General features: G+C 61.3%; 21 protein-coding genes and 7 pseudogenes. 9 read left to right on the top strand and 19 right to left on the bottom strand.

What is annotated here, in order from left to right; genetic code table 11:
• Window positions 1-164: 164 nt before the first annotated feature.
• Window positions 165-1,076 carry a LysR family transcriptional regulator gene (locus AWB66_RS27730; RefSeq protein WP_087633278.1) on the top strand — a complete coding sequence of 304 codons (912 nt, stop codon included), beginning with the start codon at window positions 165-167 and terminating at the stop codon, window positions 1,074-1,076.
• A 9-nt stretch (window positions 1,077-1,085) separates the two neighbouring features.
• Here AWB66_RS27730 and AWB66_RS27725 read toward each other — a convergent pair whose 3' ends face one another.
• Both AWB66_RS27725 and AWB66_RS27720 read right to left on the bottom strand, forming a co-directional pair.
• Window positions 1,086-2,390 carry an MFS transporter gene (locus AWB66_RS27725; RefSeq protein ID WP_087633277.1) on the bottom strand — a complete coding sequence of 435 codons (1,305 nt, stop codon included), beginning with the start codon at window positions 2,388-2,390 and terminating at the stop codon, window positions 1,086-1,088.
• A 101-nt stretch (window positions 2,391-2,491) separates the two neighbouring features.
• Complete coding sequence (locus AWB66_RS27720; protein ID WP_087633276.1) at window positions 2,492-3,301, bottom strand: class II aldolase/adducin family protein; 810 nt, start codon at window positions 3,299-3,301, stop codon at window positions 2,492-2,494.
• A 341-nt stretch (window positions 3,302-3,642) separates the two neighbouring features.
• Here AWB66_RS27720 and AWB66_RS34120 point away from each other — a divergent pair, with 341 nt between their 5' ends.
• The gene (locus AWB66_RS34120) at window positions 3,643-3,810 is read left to right on the top strand and encodes a hypothetical protein (RefSeq protein WP_200819083.1); all 168 of its coding nucleotides are present in this window, start codon (window positions 3,643-3,645) and stop codon (window positions 3,808-3,810) included.
• A pseudogene (locus AWB66_RS27715) lies at window positions 3,801-4,192 on the top strand (transposase); the annotation flags it as partial. The gene AWB66_RS34120 and the pseudogene AWB66_RS27715, both read left to right, overlap by 10 nt.
• Before the next feature lie 51 nt (window positions 4,193-4,243).
• Here the strand turns inward: AWB66_RS27715 and AWB66_RS27710 are convergent.
• From AWB66_RS27710 to AWB66_RS27700, 3 genes are read right to left on the bottom strand one after another with little or no spacing between them, the layout of a single operon-like run.
• The gene (locus AWB66_RS27710; RefSeq protein ID WP_087633275.1) at window positions 4,244-5,140 is read right to left on the bottom strand and encodes an ABC transporter permease; all 897 of its coding nucleotides are present in this window, start codon (window positions 5,138-5,140) and stop codon (window positions 4,244-4,246) included.
• Complete coding sequence (locus AWB66_RS27705) at window positions 5,137-6,093, bottom strand: ABC transporter permease (RefSeq protein WP_087633274.1); 957 nt, start codon at window positions 6,091-6,093, stop codon at window positions 5,137-5,139. The genes AWB66_RS27710 and AWB66_RS27705 overlap by 4 nt, the downstream gene beginning before the upstream one ends.
• Before the next feature lie 36 nt (window positions 6,094-6,129).
• Entirely contained in the window at window positions 6,130-7,833 is a 1,704-nt protein-coding gene (locus tag AWB66_RS27700; RefSeq protein WP_087633273.1) for a peptide ABC transporter substrate-binding protein, read from the bottom strand.
• 254 nt (window positions 7,834-8,087) lie between these two features.
• Between AWB66_RS27700 and AWB66_RS27695 the strand changes: the two genes are divergently transcribed.
• The 4 genes from AWB66_RS27695 to AWB66_RS27680 all read left to right on the top strand — a co-directional run bounded on the left by AWB66_RS27695 (window position 8,088) and on the right by AWB66_RS27680 (window position 12,473).
• The gene (locus AWB66_RS27695) at window positions 8,088-8,705 is read left to right on the top strand and encodes a helix-turn-helix domain-containing protein (RefSeq protein ID WP_087633272.1); all 618 of its coding nucleotides are present in this window, start codon (window positions 8,088-8,090) and stop codon (window positions 8,703-8,705) included.
• A gap of 78 nt (window positions 8,706-8,783) precedes the next feature.
• On the top strand, window positions 8,784-9,128 hold the full coding sequence (locus AWB66_RS27690) for a RidA family protein (RefSeq protein ID WP_086966347.1): 345 nt from the start codon (window positions 8,784-8,786) through the stop codon (window positions 9,126-9,128).
• A gap of 48 nt (window positions 9,129-9,176) precedes the next feature.
• Window positions 9,177-10,601, top strand: coding sequence for an NAD(P)/FAD-dependent oxidoreductase (locus tag AWB66_RS27685; protein ID WP_087633271.1), 1,425 nt, complete (start codon window positions 9,177-9,179; stop codon window positions 10,599-10,601).
• A gap of 69 nt (window positions 10,602-10,670) precedes the next feature.
• Window positions 10,671-12,473, top strand: a complete 1,803-nt coding sequence (locus tag AWB66_RS27680; protein WP_087633270.1) for an ABC transporter ATP-binding protein — start codon at window positions 10,671-10,673, stop codon at window positions 12,471-12,473.
• Window positions 12,474-12,824: 351 nt separating this feature from the next.
• On the opposite strand, the pseudogene AWB66_RS33160 reads toward AWB66_RS27680, so the two are convergent.
• The 11 genes and pseudogenes from AWB66_RS33160 to AWB66_RS34555 form a co-directional block, all read right to left on the bottom strand.
• Window positions 12,825-12,977 (bottom strand): annotated as a pseudogene (locus AWB66_RS33160) (IS110 family transposase); the annotation flags it as partial.
• Window positions 12,978-13,017: 40 nt separating this feature from the next.
• A pseudogene (locus tag AWB66_RS27675) lies at window positions 13,018-13,492 on the bottom strand (transposase); the annotation flags it as partial.
• Window positions 13,493-13,604: 112 nt separating this feature from the next.
• Window positions 13,605-14,594 (bottom strand): tyrosine-type recombinase/integrase, encoded by a 990-nt coding sequence (locus tag AWB66_RS27670; protein WP_087633269.1) that lies wholly within the window; start codon window positions 14,592-14,594, stop codon window positions 13,605-13,607.
• Complete coding sequence (locus tag AWB66_RS34930) at window positions 14,591-14,992, bottom strand: tyrosine-type recombinase/integrase (RefSeq protein ID WP_200819081.1); 402 nt, start codon at window positions 14,990-14,992, stop codon at window positions 14,591-14,593. Before AWB66_RS34930 ends, AWB66_RS27670 begins: the two co-directional genes overlap by 4 nt.
• Complete coding sequence (locus tag AWB66_RS34925; protein ID WP_200819080.1) at window positions 14,965-15,516, bottom strand: tyrosine-type recombinase/integrase; 552 nt, start codon at window positions 15,514-15,516, stop codon at window positions 14,965-14,967. The genes AWB66_RS34930 and AWB66_RS34925 overlap by 28 nt, the downstream gene beginning before the upstream one ends.
• A gap of 98 nt (window positions 15,517-15,614) precedes the next feature.
• Window positions 15,615-16,205 carry a tyrosine-type recombinase/integrase gene (locus AWB66_RS34105; protein ID WP_235021263.1) on the bottom strand — a complete coding sequence of 197 codons (591 nt, stop codon included), beginning with the start codon at window positions 16,203-16,205 and terminating at the stop codon, window positions 15,615-15,617.
• A gap of 653 nt (window positions 16,206-16,858) precedes the next feature.
• A pseudogene (locus AWB66_RS27655) lies at window positions 16,859-17,656 on the bottom strand (IS256 family transposase); the annotation flags it as partial.
• Between the two features lie 118 nt (window positions 17,657-17,774).
• Window positions 17,775-18,305 carry an IS3 family transposase gene (locus AWB66_RS27650; protein ID WP_159462958.1) on the bottom strand — a complete coding sequence of 177 codons (531 nt, stop codon included), beginning with the start codon at window positions 18,303-18,305 and terminating at the stop codon, window positions 17,775-17,777.
• The gene (locus AWB66_RS27645) at window positions 18,305-18,832 is read right to left on the bottom strand and encodes a helix-turn-helix domain-containing protein (RefSeq protein ID WP_125469798.1); all 528 of its coding nucleotides are present in this window, start codon (window positions 18,830-18,832) and stop codon (window positions 18,305-18,307) included. Before AWB66_RS27645 ends, AWB66_RS27650 begins: the two co-directional genes overlap by 1 nt.
• Window positions 18,833-20,105: 1,273 nt before the next feature.
• On the bottom strand, window positions 20,106-20,849 hold the full coding sequence (locus tag AWB66_RS27640; RefSeq protein ID WP_235021262.1) for a LysR substrate-binding domain-containing protein: 744 nt from the start codon (window positions 20,847-20,849) through the stop codon (window positions 20,106-20,108).
• Window positions 20,850-20,938: 89 nt separating this feature from the next.
• Window positions 20,939-21,067 (bottom strand): annotated as a pseudogene (locus AWB66_RS34555) (LysR family transcriptional regulator); the annotation flags it as partial.
• Window positions 21,068-21,235: 168 nt separating this feature from the next.
• Here AWB66_RS34555 and AWB66_RS35140 point away from each other — a divergent pair.
• Together AWB66_RS35140 and AWB66_RS34540 are read left to right on the top strand one after the other, a co-directional pair.
• A pseudogene (locus AWB66_RS35140) lies at window positions 21,236-21,802 on the top strand (MFS transporter); the annotation flags it as partial.
• 145 nt (window positions 21,803-21,947) lie between these two features.
• Window positions 21,948-22,547: an MFS transporter gene (locus tag AWB66_RS34540; protein WP_235021259.1), complete on the top strand. Its 600-nt coding sequence runs from the start codon at window positions 21,948-21,950 to the stop codon at window positions 22,545-22,547.
• A gap of 325 nt (window positions 22,548-22,872) precedes the next feature.
• Here the strand turns inward: AWB66_RS34540 and AWB66_RS27630 are convergent, their stop codons facing one another.
• The 3 genes and pseudogenes from AWB66_RS27630 to AWB66_RS35300 all read right to left on the bottom strand — a co-directional run.
• Entirely contained in the window at window positions 22,873-23,490 is a 618-nt protein-coding gene (locus tag AWB66_RS27630) for an aminotransferase class I/II-fold pyridoxal phosphate-dependent enzyme (protein ID WP_087633265.1), read from the bottom strand.
• Between the two features lie 173 nt (window positions 23,491-23,663).
• Window positions 23,664-23,921 carry an RES domain-containing protein gene (locus tag AWB66_RS27625; protein WP_456151192.1) on the bottom strand — a complete coding sequence of 86 codons (258 nt, stop codon included), beginning with the start codon at window positions 23,919-23,921 and terminating at the stop codon, window positions 23,664-23,666.
• Window positions 23,848-24,045, bottom strand: a pseudogene (locus AWB66_RS35300) (hypothetical protein); the annotation flags it as partial. The gene AWB66_RS27625 and the pseudogene AWB66_RS35300, both read right to left, overlap by 74 nt.

Genomic DNA, 24,045 nt, shown 5'->3' with positions numbered 1-24,045 from the left:
GAATGAACGTCATGTCCAGTTGAAACAGCAAGGCCTTCGTGCGGTTCCCATCGTCGCGAGCCCGTCCATGACCGGAAACCCATACCCGTGGAACTCCCGATATAAAAGCGCGCAGCCGCTGGCTAACATGCCTGGTTAATCATCGCTTACACAGCACCGCATACATGAAGGACGAACGCCTCGTCGAAATGAGGATTTTCAAGGCCGTCGCGGAAACCGGCGGTTTCACGGCTGCGGCGCTCATGCTCAACCTTCAGCAGCCGTATGTCAGTCGCGCGGTCTCGGCGCTCGAAAAGCGCCTCGGCCTCGCACTGCTCAGGCGCTCGACGCGCAGTCTGCGGGTCACGCAGGAAGGCAATGAATATCTCGCGCTGTGCAAGCGCATTCTCGACGACATCGACACCGGCGAAGCGCAGCTCGCGCGCGCGGGTCAGCACATGACCGGCAGTATCCGCGTGACTGTGGCGACTTCGTTCGGCATGGATCAGATCGTGCCGCTCATTCCGGGCTTTCTGGAGCGCTATCCCGGCCTGCGTGTGCGCCTGTCGCTGTCGGACACGCTCGCGGACGTGATCGGCGAAGGATTCGATGTTGCGATCCGCATGGGAAGCCTGCAGGACTCGAATCTGGTCAGCCGCAAGCTGTGTCATCTGCAACGCGTCGTGACCGCGTCGCCTTCATATATTGCGCGGCACGGCGTGCCCTCGATTCCGGCGGATCTCGTCAACCACAATTGCCTGATGTGGGAGCCGCCGATGGATCATCTGAACCATTGGCCCTTCGTGGTCAATGGCGAGCGAACGTCCATGCTCATCAACGGCAACTTTCAGACGAGCAGCGGCGTGAGTTCGGTGTACATGTGCCTGGCCGGCGTCGGCATTACGCGCATGGCCGAGCATATGGTGCTCCCGTCGATTCGCAGCAACATGCTCGTGCCGCTCCTCACCGACTTCCAGCCGAAGGACGAAACCGCAATCTACGCGCTGTATCCGCGCGACTCGTCGCTGCATCCGCGCGTGCGGGCGTTCATCGATCACGTGACGGAAAAGCTCAGGCGGCCGCCGTGGGCCGCCTGAGCAGTCTCTTCACCTATCGTCCAGCGTCTTCGGCAGAAGCATGGTCATCGCCGCACCGAGCACAAGAAACGCGGAGATCATGTACATGCCCACTTCGGCGTGACCGACCATCACATTGAGCATGCCGACGAGATAGGGCGAAATGAAGCCGGCGATGTTCCCGACGGAATTGATGAACGCGAGCGCCGCCGCGACCGATGCGCCGACGAAGAGGCTCGTCGGCAGCGCCCAGAAGAGCGCGACGCACGAATAGACGCCCGCCGCCGCGATCGAGAGACATAGCGTCGTCGTGATCGGGCCTGCCGAAAGCCACATGCTCGTGGCAAGTCCCGCCGCGCCGATCAGCATGAAGAGGGCGAAGTGCGCGCGGCGTCCTCCGGTGCGGTCGGCGCTGCGATTCGACACATACAGCGCGATCGCCGCCACGGCGTTCGGCACCGCCGAATACAGGCCGATGGACAACGGATCGGTCACGCCGCTGCGCTTGATGAGCGAGGGCATCCAGAAACCGAGCGCGTAGAGCCCCATGATCAGGCAGAAGAAGATTGCGCAGAACCACCACAGCTTCCGGTTGGCGAGGAACGCGCGCACGCTCGGATGATCGATCTTGCCCGCGTTCTCCGCGCGGATCTCCGCCAGCACGTTCGAGCGCTCGTCTTCGCTGATCCATCGCGAGTGCGCCGGATCGTCATCGAGAAAGGCAAGCACGACGAACGCGAGCACGACGGCCGGAATCGCTTCGATCAGAAAAAGCCATTGCCACCCCGCCATATGCGCGTTGCCGGAGAACGCATGCAGGATGTAGCCGGAGATCGGACCGCCGACGACGAACGCGAGCGGCGCGCCCATCACGTAGATGGACATCGCCCTGCCGCGATAGCGGGCCGGAAACCAGAGCGTGAGCAGATACATGATCGCGGGCGCGAAACCGGCTTCGGCCGCGCCGAGGAGGAAGCGCGCGACGTAGAACTGCATCGGCGTCTGCACGAAGATCATCGCCGCCGAGATGACGCCCCACGTCAGCATGATGCGGGCAATCCACTTACGCGCGCCGACCCGGCGCATGATGAGATTGCTGGGCACCTCGAAGAAGAAATAGCCCGCGAAGAATATGCCGGAGCCGAGGCCGTAGATCGCGTCGTCGAAACGCAGTGCGTCGAGCATCTGCAGTTTCGCGAAGCCTACGTTGACGCGGTCGAGATAGGCGACGAGATAACAGATCAGCAAAAGCGGCAACAGCCGCCAGTAGGTCCGGTAATAAGTGCGGCTCATGTCCGTCTGTCTGACGGCTTCTTCGCCATATAGCGCGTCCATGCGTGTCTCCAATATAGATTTTCTTGAGCGCTCTCGTGCGGCATGCGCGGGAAAGTTGCGACATCGCGCATGCCGCCGCCGTACCTCGAAACACCGATGTGTCAGTCCAGGTAATCGGGTTCCTGCTCGTTGATTTCGTAGAGCATGGTCTGGAAGTGCAGCCAACTGATGAACGAATTGCCCAGATGCCGATGCGAGTACTCCGCGAACTCCGAATCGATCTCGATCGGGCGCGATTCGGTCGCGTCCATCAGCAACTGCATCTTGCAGCAATGATCGAGCGCGATAAACGTCCACACGGCATCGTCGATACTATGACGGCTCGCGGTCAGCAGCCCGTGATTCTGGTGAATGATGGCCTTGTGATCGTTGAAGGCGCGCGCGATCGGATTGCCCGATTCATCCGCGACCGGAACCTTGCCCGCGCCATCGCGCACGACCGTATGGCTGCCGTAGAACATGCACGCGTCCTGCGTCACGTAATCGAGCGGCTTGCCCATCGCGGCCCAGGCGTCCCCGTTGACGGTATGAGCATGGCACGAGCCGATGATGTCGGGATTTTCCGCGTGAATCGCCGAATGCAGCACATAACCCGCGCGATTCACTGCGTATTTGCCTTCGATCACCGTGCCGGAATGATCGACGAGCACCAATTGCGATGTCTTCGTGCGCGACCAGGGCACGCACATCGGATTGGTCCAGAAGAGCTCCGGATTCTCGGGATCGCGCACGGTCAGATGGCCTCCGAAGCCAAAGCTGAAGCCGTGTCGGGCGAAGATCCGGCATGCGGCCGCGAGATGCTCCTTGCGATAGCGGCGCTCCTCGGCCGAGCTCGAGAACGTCGGTTCTTGCGGAAAGATCAGATCGTCCTGTGTCGGGCTGTAGATCGAGTCCTTGGCGTCCATCAACATTGATGTATCTCCTCGTGAAGGTATGGAGTGCCAGTATAGAAGCGGACTTTCGGCGGATTCAGGGGCCGTCCGGAATAGGATTTATGCAGACGTCAGGATTGCGCGATGCATGTCCGAACCGCTCCTTCGGTATATTTGAACCGTACGGTCGCTCAGCCGGCGCGAGAAGCGATGCACCGACGCACACGCGGTCATGCGTGTGATCGGCTGGTCCGTCGATGATGAAGCCGCCGCGCGCTTTCCTTCCGAAAAGCGTCGAGCCAAGCGCGCGAGCGGAGATCACACTCTAGCGAAGTCAGGCGTTGATCACTCCAAGCGATTTGAAGCTTGAGACCCGAATCATGGAACTGGCGCAACTTTCCTGTAAACCCGGCGCGTTCCATCTGCCCGCGTTCGCCGTGCGCGTGAGCCGGTGCGACCTGCTACGCGATCTGCTGATTCCGGTGAGCGACCTGGTGCTGAGCTCGGCCTGGCGTTTCTCGTTCACGGTCACCGATGTCTGTCGGTAGCCACCACGGAGGCGAGCCTGCCCGTCGCTCATCAGCTTTACTTGCCGCAGGAACGGGCGGACGATCCGGAAAGACGGCAGTTGGCCGGGGTGCCCGAGGAAATTGAGTTTGCAACCAAGCCGCAGATTGCTATCGCGCAAACTGCGCGAGGCAAGGCAAAGCGGTGCCCCGAACGGAGTGGTGCTGGCCGATGCGGGTTACGGAAACGACACGGCGTTTCGTGATTGCGTTGGTGAACTCGGACTGCGATACGCGGTGGGCATCCAGTCCAGCACCCACGTGTGGCCACCGGGCCTTGCTCCACTGCCTGCAGAATCTTCAACAGGCAAGGCTGGCCGACCAAGAAGTCTGCAGCGACGGGTACCGGGACATAATCCCGTCGAGCATGGCAAGCGCGTCGATCGCAGCTCCGCACAGATCGAACCTTGCGGCCCTACGTCTCATTTCGAGGATCAAGCGCGTCTCTCAGGCCGTCGCCGACGAAGTTGAAGCTCGTCACGGCCAGCGTGATCGCGAGGCCGGGAACGATGGCGAGCCACGGCGCGCTCGTCAGATACGTCTGCGCGTTGTCCAGCATGTTTCCCCAGCTCGGCGTGGGCGGCTGGATGCCGAAGCCGAGAAACGAGATGTAGCTTTCCGCGAGCATCGCGTAGGCAACGTTCAGCGTCGCGGCGACGACGATCGGCGCGGCCGCGTTCGGCAACAGCTCGCGGAACATGATGCGCGAGTGCGACGAGCCCATCGACAGCGCGGCGAGCGCGAAGTCACGCGTTTTCAGCGAGCGGATCTGCGCTTCGACGACGCGTGCGACTTCCATCCACGTCGTGATCGCGATGAGAAAGACGATCGACGGAACGGAGGGGGAGATGATCGCGGAGATCGCCAGCAGCAGGAAGATCGACGGAAAGCACAGCACGCCGTCGACCAGACGCATCAGCGCATTGCCGACGAAGCCGCCGAAGTATCCGGCGATCAGCCCCACGCCCACGCCTATCACCATGCTGATCGACATCGCGAAGAAGCCGATCGATAGCGAAATGCGGCCGGCCATCAGCAGACGCGCGAGCACGTCGCGGCCGAGCGGATCAGTGCCGAGAATGTGCGCGCCCGACAGCGGCGGCATCAGCCGATGCCGGATGTCGATGTAGGTGTCGGTATAGGCGAGCAGCGACGGGCCGGCCACGCACGCTAGCACCATCAGCACGATAGAGAGCGCGCCGAAAATCGCCAGTTTGTGACGGCAGAAGCGGCGCAGCGCCGGGCTCATGCCCACGGCTTTACTCGGGTTTGCGACGGACGGTTCGGTGGCCACGGTGGATGTCTTTCTCATCGTCGGTCGCCGGCGATGCGGGGATCCGCGAAACCATACAGCAGATCGGCGATCAGGTTGCCAAGCAGCACGAGCACGGCGCTGAACATCAGGATGCCCATCACGGTCGGATAGTCGCGGTAGCTGATGGAATCGAAGAAGAGGCGGCCGATGCCGGGCCATGTGAACACCGTCTCGGTCACGAGCGCGCCGGACAAGAGCGTCGGCACGTGCAGCCCGGTGATGGTGATCATCGGCAACAGCGCGTTGCGCAGCGCGTGACGCAGCACGATCTGTGATTCGGGCACGCCCTTGGCGCGCGCGGTACGGATGTAATCCTGGTTGATCACTTCGAGCATCGAAGAGCGCATGTAGCGGCTCCAGACCGCGGTCGTCACCAGCGCGAGCACCACGCACGGCCCGATCAGATGATGCACGTAATCGAAGAACGAGCCATCTCCTTCGGTCATCCGGTTGCCGGCGGGAAGCCAGTTCAGATGCACGGCGAACACATAGATGACGACGATTCCGAACCAGAACGTCGGAATCGACAGCGCGATCATCGTGCCGACCGTGGCGATCGAATCGAACAGCGAATAACGCCGCACCGCGCCGAGAATGCCGATGCAGGCGCCGATCAACATCGCCAGCAAGGTGGAGCAGAACATCAGTTCGAGCGTCGCGCCGATATGCGACGCGATGATCGACGTGACCGCTTGCTGATCGCGATAGGACACGCCCCAGTCGCCCTTGACCATGCGGAACAGCCACTCGACATACTGGATTGGCAGCGGCCGGTCCAGGCCGAGCTGCGCCGACAGACGGTCGAGATCGGCCTGACTCATGTCGCCGGAGGCCGCGAACTGCGAAAGCGGGCCGCCCGGCGCGAGATGCAGGATGACGAACCCGATGACCGAAACGATCAGCAGCAGCACCACCGAGTGGATCGCGCGGCGTGCAAGGAAGGGCAGCATAAGTGCGGTTCTCTGTGGTCTTTCAGGAATCGATGTTCAGACTTTCTTTTTCCATGACCACTCGTTCATGTTCCAGCAGTTCTGCCGCTGGTTCACATTCGGGCGATAGCCGAGCAGGTTGTCTTTCATGCCTTCGATGACCGAGTACTGGAAGAGCGGCAGGATCGGCAACTCCTCGCGCACGATGATCTGCAACTGGCGGTAGATCTCCTTGCGCTTGGCTTGATCGAAGGTTGCCTCGCCTTCGGCCATCAGCTTGTCGGCGGCGGGGTTCGACCATTGCATGTAGTTGCCGCCGCTGCCGCCTTTCAGTGGGATCGCGCCGGAACTGAAGCGGTTGGCAGGATCGGGATCGGCGCCGGTGCGGAACGACGTGCCGACCAGCAGCGACTGGAACTGCGAGCGCGAGTAGAACTCGCCCCAGATGATCGCGGCCGGCATGTTCTTGATCTTCATCGACACGCCGATCTCCTGCCAGTCCTGCATGATCAGTTGCTGGCACTGCTCGCGCAGCACATTGCCGGTGGTCGTCGACATGTTGAATTCGAGCGGCACGCCGTTCTTGCTGCGCATACCATTCGAGCCTTTCATCCAGCCGGCCGCATCGAGCATCTTGTTGGCTGCCGCGACGTTTTTGGTCTGCTTCGGAAGGCCGGAGAAGTAGGACCACGATTCCATCGGCATGAACGACTCGGTCGGCTTCATGACGCCGTAGTAGATCGCGTCGATGATCGCCTGCTTGTCGAGCGCCGTGTACAGCGCCTGACGCACAGCCCTGTCGGCGAACGCCTTGTTGTCGAGATTGGGCATCACGACTTCGAGATTGCCGTTGGTCGACAGCGCGATCTTGCGGCCCGGCAGCTTCGACGCTTCCTGATAGTAGTTCGCCGGAATGCCAGGCACGGGCACGAAGTCCACCTGGCCGGTGCGGAACTGCGTATAGAGGGCGGTCAGATCCGGGATGTACTTCAGCACAACCTTCTCGAGAAACGGCCCCTTGCCGTGATAGCGCTCGTTCGCGACCAGCGTGATGTTGTCGCCGGGCGTGCGCGTGCCCCATTTGAACGGACCTGTGCCGACCGGCGCGTTGTTGAAGGGCGCAGTGTTCGGATCGGAGGCTTTGCCGAGGATGTGCTTCGGCACCATTTGTGTGTTGGCGAGGAGCGCGAAATACGGCGAGTAGGCGCGTTCCATGTGCCATGTAATCTCGTACGGGCCCTTGACGACGATTTCTTTGACGAGGCTGTGACCGATGCGCGCGCGCGACCGGAAGCCTGGCGCGCTGATCAGTTCGATCGAGTATTTGACGTCGTCGGCGGTGAATTTCGTGCCGTCGTGCCAGAGCACGTCGCTGCGCAGCTTGACGGTCCATGTCTTGCCGCTGTCGGCGATACCACCGTTTGCTTCGGTCGGGATCTCGATAGCGAGATCGGGCCGCAGCGAGCCGTCCGGCTCGGCCGTCCAGAGCGTGCTGAACACGTTCGTCCAGATTACCTCATCGCACTCGACGCCCGGCATCAGCGGATTGAACGCAGTCGGTTCCTGCGACATGCCGACCACCACGACGCCCGAGCGCTTGCCCTGCGCCGCTGCCGGAGCGTTCGCGTCGGTGGCGAACGCCGGCAGCGAAAGGGCGGACAGCCCGGCCAGCGCGCCCACGCTTTGGCCGAGAAATTTACGTCGATCAAGCGAGATCGCATCCGTTTCGATCGTTGCTGAAGTGTTCGGCACTCTTTCCATCAAGTCTCTCCAGTTTGACGCGGCGATCGACGCTCGGCCCCGCGCTGATTGGGTTCAGGCGACCAAAGTCAGTTTCAATAAATTAAAGATTAGTGTCAAGAGACGTTGCGATATGGAAAACCCTGAATGGCGGACGTTTCTTGCTGAGGTACGATCAGCAAAGGCTCGTAGCACTCCGGGCGATGCGTAATGATCATCCGGCAGGCGATTTTGCGCCACTTCCGGATTCAATAAAATGAAACTCTAGCCCGAAAATGACGACAGCAAGACTCGGCGACGCTGACACCGAAGATCAGGACGAGCGCGCGCAATCGATCGAGATTGGCCGGCGCCTCAAGCATCTGCGATCGGTGCGCGGTCTCACGATTACAGAACTGGCGGGTCGCTCCGGCGTGTCCGCTGGCCGGATCAGCCAGATCGAGCGCGGACAGTCCAATCCGTCCATCAACACTCTGCAGAAGCTGCGCACGGTGCTGGGCGTAACGCTGTGGGCATTTCTTGAAGACAATGGCGCGGCGGCTACAGGCGAATCGCCGCACGTGCGCCGGCGCGAAAACCGGCCGCGCATCGTGTCCGGCACAAACCAGTTCACCAAGGAGCTGCTGTCGCCGACCGACAACGACGAGCTGCGATTCATGATCCTGACGCTACCGTCCGGCGCGCAAAGCGACGACGTACTAACCGGTCCCGGCGACAAGGGCGGCTACGTGCTGTCGGGCAAGGTGACGCTGACGATCGGCAACGAAACGCTCGAAGTGCGCGACGGCGACAGCTTTCAGTTCAAGAGCAGCATCGCGCATCAGATCAGCAATCCGTGGCAGGAAGAAGCGAAGGTACTCTGGATCATCAACATCCGCGATTCGCACGTCTAAGCCCTCGGCGCACGACTCGACCCGATTCGGCGCGCGCTGCGGATCTCCACGACTCAACCAAACATGAAAGGCCCTCCGATGATCAAGCGTCACGAAGTGACTGGACGTCTCAGCAAGGTACTGGTCGCGAATGGTTTTGCATTTCTGTCGGGTCTCACCGCCCAGAATCGCGACGGTGACGTCAAGGCGCAGACCGCCGACATCCTCGCGCAGATCGACGAGTATCTGCGTGAAGTCGGCACCGACAAGACGCGCATCGCGGTCGCCAACATCTGGCTGAAAGACATCGCGCAATTCGCCGAGATGAACGAGGCGTGGGAAGCGTGGGTCGACCGCGATCAGCCGCCGGCTCGCGCCACCGTCGAATCGCGGCTCGCGCACGACAAGATCCTCGTGGAAATCCAGGTGCAGGCGGTAGTCTGAGCCGCGTCGCTTTCCGTTCCTCTCGCTCAACGTATCCTGGCGGACAACATGCTTCCATCGAGTGCTACGCCCCGCGATCCTTCCTGGTGGTTCGACGAAGCGCTGCGCAACGAGCGCGGCCAGCCCGAGGCGCCGCCGCTTTCCGGACCGCTCACGGTCGATGTCGCGATCGTCGGCGGCGGGTTCACGGGCCTGTGGACCGCGCTCGCGCTGCGTGAGCGCGCGCCGCATCTGTCGGTCGCGCTGATCGAGGCTTCGCTGTGCGGCTCGGGCGCGAGCGGCAAGAACGGCGGCAAGGTTCACGGTTACTGGGCGTCGCTCGCCGGCATGGCCGCCAACATCGGACCGGACGGCGCGCTGGCCGTCGCCCGCGCAGGCACGCGCGCGCAGGACGGCATCAGAGCATTCGCCACCGCGCCCGGGCGCGACGTGTGGTGGCGCGAGAGCGGCAATGTGCGCGTGTCCGCCGCTGCGGCGCAGGACGCGAAGCTCAGAATGTACGTCGAGACGGCGCGCCATCTCGGCGTGCCGAAAAGCGTGCAGCCGCTGACTCCCGAGGAGGTCGCCGAGCATTGCCGCTCGCCGGTGTTTCGCGGTGGCCTCTTCTTTCCCGAAGGCGCGAACGTTCAGCCCGCGCGGCTCGCGCGTGAACTGCGCCGCGCGGCGATTGCGGCGGGCGTGAAGGTGTTCGAGAAGACGCCGATGACGCGGATCGACGCGGGCACGCCGAACCGCGTAGTGTGTCCGAACGGTGAGATCGTCGCGAAGGAAGTGGTGCTCGCGACCAACATCGAACTGGTCAAGCGCAAGGAGATCGCGCCGCTGATGACGGTGTTCTCGTCGTATGCGCTGATGACGCAGCCCGCGCCCGACAAGCTTGCTGCGATGAACTGGAATCGCGACGAAGGCATCGCAGATCTGCGGATGTTCGTGCATTACTTCCGCAAGACGATCGACGGCCGCGTTCTGATGGGCTCCGGTTCCGGGCCAATCAGCTTCGGCGGCAATACGGCAAATCCGCAGTTGACCACCGACGGCGCGTCGGCCGCCCGCGCCGAGCGCGGCTTGCGGCGCCTGCTGCCCGCGTTTGCCGATGTCGCGATCGATCGCGTGTGGGGCGGCGGAATCGACGTGTCGTTCGATCGTCTGCCTTTCTTCCGCACGGTGCCGGGTACGCGGGTTCACTACGGCTGCGGTTATTCGGGACACGGCGTCAATCCGACGTACATCGGCGGCCAGTGCCTGGCGTCGCTCGTGCTCGGTACGAAAGACGAGTGGAGCAGCCTGCCGCTTTGCACGCGCGAGCTGAAGTCGCTGCCGCCCGAGCCGTTTCGCTATGTCGGCGGTCGCTTCGTGCGCTGGGGCATTCTGGGTTGCGAGGAAGCCGAGGAGTTCGGCAAAAGCGCGGGCTTTTTTCCGCGCGTTGCCGCGGCGATCCCAAAGACGTTCGGGCTGCGAATCGGCACACGTTGACGTTGGCGCGGCGATGCCCATGCAACACGAAAAGCAGCGTCTGATCGCTGCACACAGGAACGAACGCTCATGACTGTACCGGTTTTGTCGGTCTCGGATCTGTCAACTTCATTTCGTGTGGGCGGCGTTTGGCGCTCCGTCGTGCGAGGCATTTCGTTCGACATCGCGCCGGGCGAAACGCTCGCGATCGTCGGCGAATCCGGCTCTGGCAAGAGCGTCACGGCGCTCTCGATCATGCAGCTGACGAGCCGCACAACTAGCCGCATCCAGGGCAGCGTCAGGCTTAACGAACGCGAACTGCTCGGGTTCGAAACGATGCGCGAGATCCGGGGAAACCAGATCGGCATGATCTTCCAGGAGCCGATGACGTCGCTCAATCCGGTGCTACCGGTCGGGTTCCAAATCGCCGAATCTCTGATGCTGCATTGCGGTCTGTCGAAGAGCGCCGCCAACGCAGAGGCCGTCCGCCTGCTCGACAAGGTGCGTATTCCGGCCGCCGCCTCACGCGCGCGCGATTATCCGCACGCATTCTCGGGTGGCATGCGCCAGCGCGTGATGATCGCGCTGGCGCTCGCATGCAAGCCGAAACTGCTGATCGCCGATGAACCGACGACCGCGCTCGACGTGACGATACAGGCGCAGGTGCTCGATCTGATCAAGAGCCTCCAGGTGGACGACGGCATGTCGGTGCTGTTCATCACGCACGACATGGGCGTGGTTGCGGAGATCGCCGATCGGGTGGTGGTGATGTACGACGGCAGCCAGGTCGAATCGAACACGACCGAGATGATTTTTCGCGAGCCGTCCAAGCCGTACACGCGCGCGCTGCTATCCGCCGTGCCGCGGCTCGGCTCGATGGCGGGACGCAAGGCTCCGCTGCGCTTTCCGGTAGTCAATCGCGAGACGGGCTGCTCGGACGTGCCGGCCGAATCGCCCGATACGGTGCGCGCGGGCACGCAGCCGGTGCTCAAGGTGAGCGGTCTGACGACGCGTTTCGATATCCGCTCCGGACTGCTCGGCAAGGTCAAGGGGCGCGTGCACGCGGTGGAGAACGTTTCGTTCGCCGTGCAGCCGGGCGAGACGCTCGCGCTGGTGGGCGAGTCGGGATGCGGCAAATCGACGACGGGCCGCTCGCTGATGTGTCTGAATGAGCCGCTCGCAGGTTCCGTCGAGCTCGACGGCATCGATCTGCTCAAGCTGAAGGGCGAGCGCCGGCGCGAGAAGCGGCGCGGAGTCCAGATGATCTTTCAGGATCCGTTTGCGTCGCTCAATCCGCGCGCCACGGTCGGCGCGATCATCGCCGAACCGTTGCTGGCGAACGGACTGGCGAACCGGCAGGACGCGCACGCGCTCGCCCTGCAGCTGCTACGTCAGGTCGGTTTGTCGCCCGATATGGCCGATCGCTATCCGCACGAGTTTTCTGGCGGTCAGCGGCAACGCATCTGCATCGCGCGCGCACTCGCACTAGAGCCGAAGTTGATCATCGCGGACGAAGCGGTGTCGGCGCTGGACGTGTCCGTGAAGGCGCAGGTGGTCAATCTGATGCTCGATCTTCAGGCGCGCATGGGGCTCGCGTATCTGTTCATTTCGCACGACATGGCGGTGGTCGAACGCATCAGTCATCGCGTCGCCGTGATGTACCTCGGCGAGATCGTCGAGATCGGGCCTCGTGAGGCCGTGTTCGGCGATCCGCAGCATCCTTACACCAAGCGTCTGCTCGCCGCGGTGCCGGTCGCCGATCCGGGGCAGCGCAACCGGCGAAGCCGGCTGGCGGCCGACGAAATCAGAAGCCCAATACGTGCCGCCGATTATTCGCCGGCGGCGAGACAGTATCGGAAGGTCTCGACGGATCACATAGTGATGGAGGTGTGAAGTCCGTCGCAGGCCGGCGCGCAGCGTCTCCCGAAGGACAGGAAAGGAGCCTGGAGCCGCCGCATAACGGACGTTGTACTGATATGACTTTCCCTGTCAATCGCGATCGGCTCTCGGTTTTTGGTTCATCTGAATTTCCTGAAAGCGACGTAGCAGTATGTCTCGACGGTTGGTCACACTGATATCCACGGGTTGGTTACCGCATTACTGTGATCCGCCCTTTGAGCCTGCCGCTACCTAAAGTCGCAAGTCGCATGAGATGTGTTGCATAGTCCAATCGCGGGTTACTCGGGTGCCCGGGCTACCCCGCCTTCAGGAAACTCTCCGTGTTCTCGATAAGGTATCGTGGTGTCAAGGTCTGGCATCCTTCGGTATGGCGAGGGACATCGCCAGTCTGCTGATGTCCCAGATGAACCCCGCGAGCTCTCGCGCCACGGCAACCACACCGATGTTCACATTCTTGCCGCGCGCTGCGAACTTGCGATATCGCCGACACAGTCGCAGGAATTAATGTCAATTGTGGTGTTTGCAAGGCGCGGCCCGATCAGGCGGCAAGCGGTTGCTGAGCCGGTGTGCTGTCGGTCACCGGTAGTCCATCTTTTGAATGGGACGCCTTCGAGCAGCGAGGCGATTTTTTCTGGCGCACGAATGCGCCGCCATGATTGTTCCGCCGACTCGATTAGCTTGAATGCAAGGCCAAGAAAGGTCGGACGCGATACGCAATTGCGCGTGCGGGTTGTTCGATGCCGAACGGTGGCAAAGGTTGACTCAATCGGATTGGTTGTTCGCAAGTGCTGCCAGTGTTCGGCAGGAAAGTCATAGAAGGCAAGCAGTTCATCGCGGTCTTTCGTGAGCTTTTCGGCCGCCTTCGGATACTTGGCCGAATAGGCGCCAACGAAGCGGTCGAAAGCCGCGAGCGCTTCTTCGCGTGTGGCGGCTTGCCAAATCTCCTGCAGGCCGGCTTTGGCCCGACCGCGGTGTGATTTGGGCAAGGCGTTTAGAACGTTTCCAGTCTTGTGGAACTTATTCCGACATCGGGATAAGTTCCATTACGCCGATGTCCGGATTATGCCGAAGTCCGGCTGCGATACCAGACTGCTGGCGGCGAACGCACTTCAGGTATCGGCATAATCAAAGCGACTCCAGAAAGGCGAGAAGCGTATCGGAGGGGCGATACCGGCCGGACTGGGTGTTAGGCATGCGAACCCGGGCGAGAGCTTGCTCCTTGATTCCCAGATGCGCGTGTAGATAGATCGTGGTGGTGCCGACATGCTCATGGCCGAGCCATAGAGCGATCACTGTGGGATCGACGCCCGCTTCCAGAAGCCTCATTGCAGAGGTATGCCTCAACACATGCGCAGTTACTTTCTTCGTTGTCAAAGTCGGACAGGCGACAGATGCTGTAGATGCATGGAGTGCAATGCGGCGCTCGATCGCGTCTCGGCTGAGTAGTTTGCCGGTGCGTGTTGGAAACAACTGCGCGGGCGGGTTGACGTTACACTCGGCGAGCCACGTGCGCAGCACGTTGACGACAGGGACTGTCAATGGCGTGATGCGATCCTTTCGACCCTTGCCGTGACAGGCGAGATGCGCACCAGCGCCGAGGTGAACGTCACTTTGCCGCAGACCGATCAACTCGGAGATCCGCAATCCGGTTTGCACCGCGACCAGTAGCAACGCATAGTCGCGTCGCCCTGACCACGACGTTCGATCTGGCGCAGCAAGGAGCGCTTGCACTTCTGGCTCGGTGAGGAAGGTAACGATCGTGCGCTCGAAACGCTTCGGTAGTATCGCCAGCACGCGAGCAATGGTGGCTGCGGATTCAGGGTGTCGTAATGCCGCGTAGCGGAACAGCGAATGGATGGCGGCGAGCCGGGCGTTACGAGTACGCACGCTGTTATTCCGATCCTGTTCTAGATGGTCCAGGAAGGCACAGACCAGCGGGACGTCAAAGTCAGCAAAGTCGAGTGCTGATGGCGATTTGCTGGTTCGCGTCGCGGCGAAGCGAAGCAACAATCGCCATGTATCGCGATATGCCGAAATCGTACACGGGCTCGCGTGACGCTCCCGCAGGAGTCGGTCTGAGAAGAATGCTTGCAGGGTGATAGCCAGTGCGCTCATGCTTGTTCTCCCGGCGGACGCTCCAGACGCTCGGCCGCCTTAATGAGCAGTTCTGGAGCTGCTGACAGATACCAGTAACTCGTCGCCGGATTGACATGGCCAAGATAGGTTGAAAGCAGCGTGAGACGCTGCTGCGTGTCGGAACCGTCTCGATAGGCATCAAGCAGCGTCCTCACGGCGAAGGCATGTCGAAGGTCATGGATTCGGGGGCGACAATGGCTGGTATGCGGTACGATGCCTGCTTGACGGACCAATCGGTGGAAGGTCCAGTGAATATTGCAGTACAGGAGCCGGCTGCCAGTGGGGGAGATGAATAGCGCTGCGGTTCGTCCGGCGTAGGGCTCTCGGTTGCGGCGGGCGAGATATCGTTTTAATGCCGTCGCCGTCGTCGGATCCAATGGAAGTTCTCCCGTTTTCTTAAACTTCGCATCCGGATAATCAAGGTTCCGTTACGCGCATCGAAGTCCTGCCGATTCAGATTGATTGCCTCGCCGACTCGCATTCCGGTGACAGCGAGCAAACCAATCAAGGTCTGGTAAGTCGTCACTCGCAGCGGAGAACTGAGCGTGTCGGCTGCCTTAATCAGCGCGATGATCTCTTCGTCGCTATACAGATATGGACTTGCCCGATGTGGTCGCCATGGCAGCAAATCCGACGGTGGCACCTCGACGGTGTGATCGATGGCGTGCAGATAGTTGGTGAAACCCCGAACCGCAGACAGACGATAGGACCACCAATTGTCGCCGCCGTTCGTCGGCTGGCATGCCCAGGTCAAGGCGTGTTGCGCGGTGATTGTCGGTGCTCCTGTGGACGCGAAAAAATCAAAGAATTGATGCAGCAGCTTCTCCTGCCGCCGCAACTTGTAGCCCAGCGAGCGTCGCAGGCTTAGATACTCAGTCAAAGCATGACGTAATTCGCTCATGTTGCGCTCCCCGGCCACGCACGGGCAAGCAGGCGCAATCCCTCACTGTCGACCTTTGCGTAGATTGCCGTGGTCATCAGGCGACGATGGCGCAGTACTTAAGAGACTGCAGGAAGTGCAACGCCGGAGCACACCATCTGACTTGCAAGTGTGTGGCGCAGACGATGAGCGCGCACATGATCAAGGCCCGCGCGTGAAGCTGCTGCCGTCACCGCGTCTGTGACACCAGCGGATGAGAGCGCTCGGTGCGGAGCTCGTATGCGCAAGAACACGGTGCGGCATTGTGCGGTATCGGCGCGGCCACGTTGCAAGTATGCCGCCGATGCGTCACCGACGTCCGCCGGCAAAGGCAGGCGATCGATGCGCGGCCCTTTGCCTCTTACCACAAGTTCGCCTGCGCGCCAGTCAATGTCGGCCAGATCAAGCCTGGCCACCTCGCCGGCACGCAAGCCCAGACGCGCGAGCAACATCAGCATCGCGAAGTCGCGACGGCCGCTGCGGGTGCGCCGATCACAGGCTGCCAGCAAACGTTGCACATCGCCGGCCTCCAGTGCGCGTGGCAATCCTGCGCGACGCCAGCCAGCAACTGAGAGGACTACCATCTCAAGCGGCTGCGCGATGAAACCTTCGATGTGCAGGTAGGTCAATAACGAGCGCAGCGCCGTTACCGTAAAGTTTCGCTGAACCAATAGGTCGTCCGTCGCGGGCAGCGAGCACGAAGTCGATCACGTGCTTCGGCTGCAGGGTCTTCCAATCGAGTTCGCTATCGACGACTCTCGCCTCGACAAACGGACGCACCATGTCGACATACCCGCGAGCGCTAGTAGCGACAAGCCCGCGTACATCGAGCAGATATCGGTGGTAGCGCGAGAGTAGCACTTCGCTGAGACTCAAGGCCGCTGGAGCACTTACGACCTCAATCCCAATGCTTTTAAGGTAGCTGATCAGCGGCACCAGTGCCTTGGTTGAGAGTTACAACCTGTAGCCTTGTGTGCCTCGTGCGTCCAAGAACTCCCCGAGAACCGGGTCGGTGAGCATCGTTGCATCTAGTCGCCGGGAAGCAAGCCAGCGGCTCAGATGCCCAAAGAGTTGAAGTTGATTCGCTGCGGCGTTGGGCCGGTATCCTTGTTTGCTCAGCTCGGCAGCGAAGCCGTCTCTAAATGAGACAAGCGGTCCGGTAATACGGACCCGGGATGGATGTCACATGATGTGCCTCCTTCTCGCAGATGCGGAGAAGGAAGCATCGCTCAACTGAGCGGGATTATGCCGATACCTGAAGTGCGTTCGCCGCCAGCAGTCTGGTATCGCAGCCGGACTTCGGCATAATCCGGACATCGGCGTAATGGAACCAGCAGCGCTGGTACCGGGTCTTCGGAAACACTTCGGCCGATGCGGCCCACAGACCCATCGCCCCGTCGCCGGCCGCGAGCAGCGGACCACTTTGTAGGCCCCGCGCTTTCAATCCAGCAAGAGCTCGCACCAGGCGTCCTTCGACTCGCGAAAGCCGTCGCCAATTGCCGCACGCTCTTTCGTTCCGTCCGGCTTCACCCCGATGATGACTAACAGGCACTGGCCATCCGAATCGTCACTGCGCAGCCCCGTGTGGATGCCGTCGGCCCACCAGTAGACCCAGCGGGAGTTCGACAGATCGCGCTGATTCCAAAGGGCGTGTTCTTCGGCCCACTGAGCCTTCAGACGGCTGACTACGTTCGGCGAAAGACCCTTGGCTTCTTCACCCAGCAGCACGCTAAGCGCCTCGCTCATGTCGCCGGTCGAGACGCCACGTAGATACAGCCAAGGCAACGCCGCTGACACGCGGGGGGACTTCCGAATATAGGGCAGCACGATGTTCGAATTGAACTTCACGCCCGAGCCTGAGCGATCGCGAACCTTCGGCACCTGTACGGTGACCGGACCGATTGCCGTGACGACCTCGCGCTCCGGCAGGGTAGCCATTGCGAATCACGGCGCGCCTCCCGTCGAGTGTCTTCACGTTATCGTAGCGTTCGAGCAATGTCGTCAAATCCGCCTCAATCGCTTGATGGATGATCTGCCGCGCGCCTCGCTGAATCAAATCGTCAAGGCCGCTGGGCGGTGCTTCCGATTTACCCGCGCTCGTTTCTTCTGTAACCTTCTTCATTGGTGGTGGATTCCGGTTTGGCTGGTTGTTACTCTAGACAAGCAACATTCTCAGCTAAACCGCCACCGCCTTCAAATCCCTGCCTCACCCCGAACACCACTTTCGACCTTAACTCTCGTCAACGCCCAGCCTCCTGAACGCCTTTTTGATCATGCGTGCGAACATCGCGAAGGCCCGGACGAGTGGCCGTTTCGTAAGCGACAATCTCACCGTTATACAGATCTAGCACCGGCGACAAATAGAGCTTTCGCTCGCCCACCCGGAATTCGGTGATATGGGTGACCCGCTTCTGATTTGGCGCGTCGGCATCGAACTGTCTTTGCAGTACGTTCGGCGCCATACGTCCCACCGTCCCCCGGAATGCCCGAAACTTCTTCGGTCGCACCAGCGACTTCAGTTTCATAAGCTGCATCAACCGCTGGACAGTTTTCTGATTCACGCGCGTGCCCAGATGCCGGATCGCGCTGGTGATGCGCCGATAGCCATAACGCCCTTTGTGCTGCTCGAAGACAGAACGGATACGCGCCTTGAGCTGCGCGTGTTTGTCCGCGTTCTGCGAGACCTTGCATTGGTAATAGAACGTGCTGCGCGCAAGGCCCGCCACTTTCAGCAAGCCGTCGAGCGGAAACTCATGCGTTATCCCGGCCACTATTTGCGTTTTTTGCGCTGCGCTGTGGGGCTTTCCGAGCGGATCAAGGCATCGAGTTTTTTTAGGTACGCATTCTCCATGCGCAGATAGTTCAGCTCCTTCAGGAGCTCTTCCTTCGTGCGCGCCTCGTCGGATTTCGACGACACAGGCGGCGCAGATGACTTGGGTTGCTCCACGGAGCGTCCTCGGGGGCGCGGCTCAAGGGCCTGCATACCTCCCGAATCATACCGGCGCTTCCAGACACTGATCACGCTCGGATTGCGGATATCGAAGATTGCAGCCGTCTCTGGACACGACAGTGCCTTCGTGTGCATGAACTGCAGCACCTTCAGCTTAAATTGGCCGTCGTAGCGACTGTACTTCTTCTGCAACGCCGCCTCGCCGTGCGCGCGCCATGCCGCCACCCAAATACGCACTGTACCGTGGTCTACACCATGCCGATGCGCCACTGCTCCACTACCACCATATTTGCCTGACAGATAGTCTTCGACGACGGCTCGCTTAAATTGCGCGCTGTGCTTGCTCATAAAAAACACCCCAAGTCGTTGGACGGTTGTCCAACTTTTGGGGTGCAGTACACCAGCCGGGCGGAGTTTCGCCGGATTCGATGAGGTGTGAACGGCAACTGGAGAGCGCTTCGCGAACCGTATAGGGAGCGCGTATCAACGCCAGTGCTGCAGCATATTCGGCATTGACCCGGAGCCTGCGCCGCCAGCGCGTAATGCCAAGGAGAGCGAGGATTACCGCGGCGAATGTGGTGAGAACTGGCACAGCGTGCGCGCCCAGTTGCCCGATAGCGTTGCCGTTGTCCATAGATGAAACGTGAAATATGTATTACGTTTAGGCTGATGATCGCCAATTCGTCGACCAGGCGCCGGAACCGACCTGACGCGAGCGACAGCCATCCGGCAAATCACTTCCCCGAGCCTCGCTCGTGCGCTCATATTGTTTCAATGTCCCTACGCGCTCCGGTCGTCTGTCAAACCCGCCGACAAGCCACTCGAAACACGCAGCGCGAATATCGCAGCGCCTTTTACGAAATCGCAAATAGGAAAGCGGCAGAAATTTTTCAAGAGATATTCTGCAGATTTTTTTGTGTACCGTGATGCGCCGCTGGTGCCGTTCAGACGCGCGCGCAGCTACGCTTGGTTGCGCGTAGCTGCTGCGGCGCGCCCCGCGCACGTAGGTCAGGTCAAAGGGTGTCATGTCCGCTGATTGCGTCGCTCATACGGGGCGAAAAACTACGCGGCCCCGATGCCCGATAGGCTATTCGCTGTTAGGTCCGGCGGGGAAGGCGTCAAGCCTTACCATTCCAGATTCGCCAATCTCCCGTCCGTTATCCGGTTTGTATATGTGAGGACGCGAAGGCAGGGGACCGCAGTGTGGTCCATGACTTGACAACGTTCTGAATGCGCGTTTTCGATTGCGCCGCAGTTAATCGGATGGGAACCCGTTCGCTCATTCGACGGCAACGTTCGATTAGTGATCCTCGACGATTCTGGGGCGAACCAGAAGAGCGCAGACTATGACTATGGCCTAGCGGTGGCTCGACCGAGCGAGCGGGCTTCCGGCGAAGGGGTCGTCCTTCCAGTCTGCATTAGTCTGGGCGGGCTGGTGTTCGAGAAGCGTATTGATTGCGCACAGCGGACGCACGAATACCTTTTATGCAAGCGCTGCATAAGAGCGTGCGGATAAAAAGCGCGATAGGTTTGCGCAGCAAGGCTTTCAGCGACTCGCGGGGCGCTTCGCCGGCTTCGAGCGTAGCGCGTTTGCCCCAAAGCGAAGGCCGTCGGAAAATCGTCAGTCCTGTTCCGCGTGCAGCATCGAAGCGACGTTCGCGCGCAGATGATCCAGAGACGATGTCGACGCCAGGTTGAGATCCGCTTTCGTGCGGACCAGAACGCCGAAGTTGCGCGAGAGATCGATCTCGGGCACGTCGAGCGTTGCGCGCGATTCGAGCGAATAGCGCTGCGCCATGTAGCGCGGCAGAAACGTCGCGCCGAGTCCCGCATCTACCAGCCCGAGCACCGTGCCGACATTGGTCGAATGCTGGATCGTGCTCAGCGACAAGCCGCGCTTCGCGAGCGCCTTCGACAGCCGTGACTGCAGGAGCGTATAGCGTTCGAGCAGCATCAGCGGCAGGCGTGCGAGCTGTTCGAGTGAAATGTGCTTCTGTCCCGCGAGCGGATGCGCCTTCGGCAGCACGACCAGCATCGGCTCGCGCGCGAGCGGCTCGAAGCGGAGCTTGTCCGAATCGTCGTCGAACGCGCTGACGGTGAGATCGGCCTGACCCGATTCGACCGCCGCGAGCACGTCCTCATATTGAAGGTCGCGGACCTGGATTTGCATCGCGGGATACGCCTGACGAAACGACTGGATGAGTTGCGGCAGGACGACGGCGGCGAGCATCGGCGTGGTCGCGATCACGGCGCGCAGTCTCGACGATGCCGCCCGCGACTGAAAATCCAGCAGCAGTTCGCGCAAATCCTGAAGCGCGAGCCTCGCGCGATTCGCGAGCTCCGCGCCGTCGGGCGTGACCGACACGCGGCGCGTCGTGCGCTCGACGAGGTCGTCTTCGGCATCGCTTCGAGCCGCTGGACGCGATTGGTCACGGAAGGCTGGGAGACGTGCATCTTTTTGGCCGCCGCGCTGAAGCTGCCCAGCTCCGCCACCGCGAGAAAGGTTTCGAGCTCGACCAGATCGAAAGGCAGGCTGATCGCGTCGATGCCATTGCCCGATACGGAATGGTCATCACGGGACATGCCGCTCACTCCTCCGTTCCCCTATTTATCGTCGCATCTTATAAATCCATATCTAAAGCGAATAGCGTTCCGCTGGCCCGCTCCCGATAATTTCACGAGACAAGAAATCAATTCAGGAGACAAGATGTTCAACGATTCGGACATCCGGCGGGTTCGTTCGCCAGCGCGATAGGCGCGACCCTCGAGCGGTACGACTTTTTCATCTTCGGATCGGCGGCCGCGCTGGTCTTCAACAAGTTGTTCTTTCCCGCGATCGATCCGGTCGCGGGCACGATCGCGTCGCTCGCGACCTTTGCGATCGGCTTCATCGCGCGGCCGGTGGGCGGCATCGTGTTCGGATACTACGGCGACAAGATCGGCCGCAAGGCGATGCTCGTGCTGAGCCTGCTGATGATGGGCGGCGGGACCTTCCTGATCGGCCTTCTGCCGACGTATGAAAGCATCGGCCTCGGCGCGCCGATCCTTCTCACGACGCTGCGCTTCCTGCAAGGCTTCGCGGTCGGCGGCGAATGGGGCGGCGCGACGCTGATGGTGATCGAGCACTCCCCCGCGAAGAAACGCGGTTTCTACGGCGCGTGGCCGCAAATGGGCATCTCCCCCGCGCTGATCCTCTCGACCGGCGTGATGGCCATGACCACGGCGATCACGACGCCCGAACAGTTCGCGGCGTGGGGCTGGCGCGTGCCGTTCCTGCTCTCCGGCTTGCTCGTCGTGGTGGGCTTCATCATCCGCCGGCGCGTGTCCGAGTCGCCGAGTTTCCAGAAGCTGCAGCGCTCGCACACCGCCGAGAAGATGCCGATCGCGACGGTCATCGCCACGCAGAGGAAGCGCACGACTGCAAGTAGTCGCGGCGCAGGCCGCCGAAAACACGAGCTTCTTCGTGATCTCGGTCTATGCGCTCGTCTATCTGACGCAGAACCTGCACATCGAGAAACCGCTCGCGATTCGCGCACTGATGATCGGCTCGTTCTTCACGCTGCTCTCTCAGCCGTTCTTCGGCGCGCTGTCGGATCGCATCGGCCGCAAGAAGGTCTATATGGGCGGCATGATCTTTCTCGGCGCGTTCATCTTACCGTTCTTCGAGATGCTCGATACGGGCACCTACCCGGTGATCGTCACGGCGATCTCGCTCGCGATGGTCTTCGGTCTCGGCAGCACGCTCTCGGCGCAGCCCGCGCTCATCAGCGAGCAGTATCCGGCTGCGATACGCTATAGCGGTGTGTCGGTGGCCTATCAGCTCGCAACCGTGATCTGGAGCGGCCCCACGCCGATCCTCGCCGCGCTGTTCGTGATGTGGGCGGGCGGGTACTGGCTGCTGGCCGCGTATCGTGCTCGCCGCTGTGATCTCCGTGCTCGGCATCATGCCGTTGCGCGAAGCCGCCGGGCTCGAACTGTCCGCGCTGGAGCACGGCACGGAGCGCGCGACGCACGCGGACGTCAGCCCATCGCAACAGGTTTGTCGGGAGAACAGGCATCGTGATTCGATTCAGGATTGGTAACGTCACGGCGACGCTCGTTCAGGAGACCGTCGACCAGGTCCTTCGAGTTTCTCAGGTTCTTTCCGCTCGCGACGCCCGAAGACGTTCAGGACAATCTCTCGTGGATCGCGCCCGGTCATTACGATCCCGCGACGGGCCGCATGCATGCTCAGCATGCACTCGTGGTTGCTGGATACGGGGCGTCACCGTCGCGATCACGCACACCTACAACAACGCGTTCTATATCGCGGGTGCGCTCGCCCTGGTGATGCGCATTGGGAAACCGCTGTTCGTCGAAATGCACGCCTACGCATCGGAGTTCGGCATTCAAAGTCCGGGCGAACAGCGCGGGAAGGGCGCCGAATTGCGCCGGCTCGGGGGTAGCGTCTTCGATGAGATAGAGCATGGAAGGCCATCCGATAAAAAGAAAAACCCGCGCACGGCACACGTGTCGCGGGCATGGCGTCTGGTGCTTAGGCGCTTCGGACCGCGGCGACAGCGGGTGTCAACGCCGCACACGCGGTCTCGATGCGCCGGCACGCGTCGCAGCGTGGGCATCGGAACAGCATACGCGATGCGCACATGGTTCTCCACGCCCAACGCGCTACCGTGCACCACGCCGACATGCGCCGCCTCCAGCAAATAGTTGGCGAAGTCGAGATCGGTAGCGACGACATCGCCCGAAGGCGTAGTAGCACCTATCGCGCCCGAGCAGTCCACGAAGGCGTAGAACGCGCCATCGAGTGCATCGCAACGCAGGCCGGGGCAGCGTGCCATGGTATCGACCACGAGATCGCCGCAGGTGCGCAACTCATCGAACCATTCGAGCGGGAAATCCGTGCCGCCTTCCAACGCCGCGAGCGTCGCCGCTTGCGAGATCGTGTTGGATTCGACTGGCTCTGCGATTGCAGCGTCTGCATCGCCCCCACGCGGGACCGCCCGCATAGCCGATGCGCCAGCCCCTCATCGAATACACCTTCGATACGCCGTTGACCGTCAACGTGCGGCCGTTCAGAGGCGGTTCGACCTGCACGGCGTATAGAACGGCTATCCTCACTTGGAAGGATTGATTCAAGCGTAAGGGGAAGCTCTTCGGACCCCGTGGGCCGTCAACGGCCTCAAGCTTTGGCCACCCCAATGCGATACTGATTTACGAAAGCGGGCCAGTCGACATGTTGCACGAGCGGGAGATCGTCGACCACCACGACTTTCGCTCGTGCCCGATAAAAAAGAGCGATGCATGTCGCGGGAAAATTATTCCGCGAGGGATAGAGCAGACCGTCGAAGGCTGGGAAGCCGCCGTTATAGCGCCTCGTAAATCTGCCGAGAGATACGCTGCGTGTGGATGTAACGTCGGCTTGCCAGTTGACCGAGATTGAGGCCGAACTCCCGCGCCATCACGCCTGGTGCGGTCATGTCAGCTAAGTTCAGTCGCTCGACTACGCCGACAGCACGCACAATGCGTCCACGAATCTCGCTTAGCGTAATGGTTCGCGAACG

It is taken from the genome of Caballeronia telluris, assembly GCF_001544495.1.
GTDB lineage: Bacteria > Pseudomonadota > Gammaproteobacteria > Burkholderiales > Burkholderiaceae > Caballeronia > Caballeronia telluris.
The sequence above is the reverse complement of the archived record's forward strand: the minus strand, read 5'-3'. Positions and strand labels throughout refer to the sequence as shown.

Coding starts and splice junctions, on each gene's coding strand:
- AWB66_RS27725 (WP_087633277.1), bottom strand. CDS start 2,390: ATGGACGCGCTATATGGCGAAGAAGCCGTCAGACAGACGGACATGAGC.
- AWB66_RS27730 (WP_087633278.1), top strand. CDS start 165: ATGAAGGACGAACGCCTCGTCGAAATGAGGATTTTCAAGGCCGTCGCG.
- AWB66_RS27710 (WP_087633275.1), bottom strand. CDS start 5,140: ATGAGAAAGACATCCACCGTGGCCACCGAACCGTCCGTCGCAAACCCG.
- AWB66_RS34925 (WP_200819080.1), bottom strand. CDS start 15,516: ATGAGCGAATTACGTCATGCTTTGACTGAGTATCTAAGCCTGCGACGC.
- AWB66_RS27670 (WP_087633269.1), bottom strand. CDS start 14,594: ATGAGCGCACTGGCTATCACCCTGCAAGCATTCTTCTCAGACCGACTC.
- AWB66_RS27695 (WP_087633272.1), top strand. CDS start 8,088: ATGACGACAGCAAGACTCGGCGACGCTGACACCGAAGATCAGGACGAG.
- AWB66_RS27705 (WP_087633274.1), bottom strand. CDS start 6,093: ATGCTGCCCTTCCTTGCACGCCGCGCGATCCACTCGGTGGTGCTGCTG.
- AWB66_RS34120 (WP_200819083.1), top strand. CDS start 3,643: ATGGAACTGGCGCAACTTTCCTGTAAACCCGGCGCGTTCCATCTGCCC.
- AWB66_RS27685 (WP_087633271.1), top strand. CDS start 9,177: ATGCTTCCATCGAGTGCTACGCCCCGCGATCCTTCCTGGTGGTTCGAC.
- AWB66_RS27690 (WP_086966347.1), top strand. CDS start 8,784: ATGATCAAGCGTCACGAAGTGACTGGACGTCTCAGCAAGGTACTGGTC.
- AWB66_RS27720 (WP_087633276.1), bottom strand. CDS start 3,301: ATGTTGATGGACGCCAAGGACTCGATCTACAGCCCGACACAGGACGAT.
- AWB66_RS27645 (WP_125469798.1), bottom strand. CDS start 18,832: ATGAGCAAGCACAGCGCGCAATTTAAGCGAGCCGTCGTCGAAGACTAT.
- AWB66_RS27630 (WP_087633265.1), bottom strand. CDS start 23,490: ATGCGGGCGGTCCCGCGTGGGGGCGATGCAGACGCTGCAATCGCAGAG.
- AWB66_RS27680 (WP_087633270.1), top strand. CDS start 10,671: ATGACTGTACCGGTTTTGTCGGTCTCGGATCTGTCAACTTCATTTCGT.
- AWB66_RS27700 (WP_087633273.1), bottom strand. CDS start 7,833: ATGGAAAGAGTGCCGAACACTTCAGCAACGATCGAAACGGATGCGATC.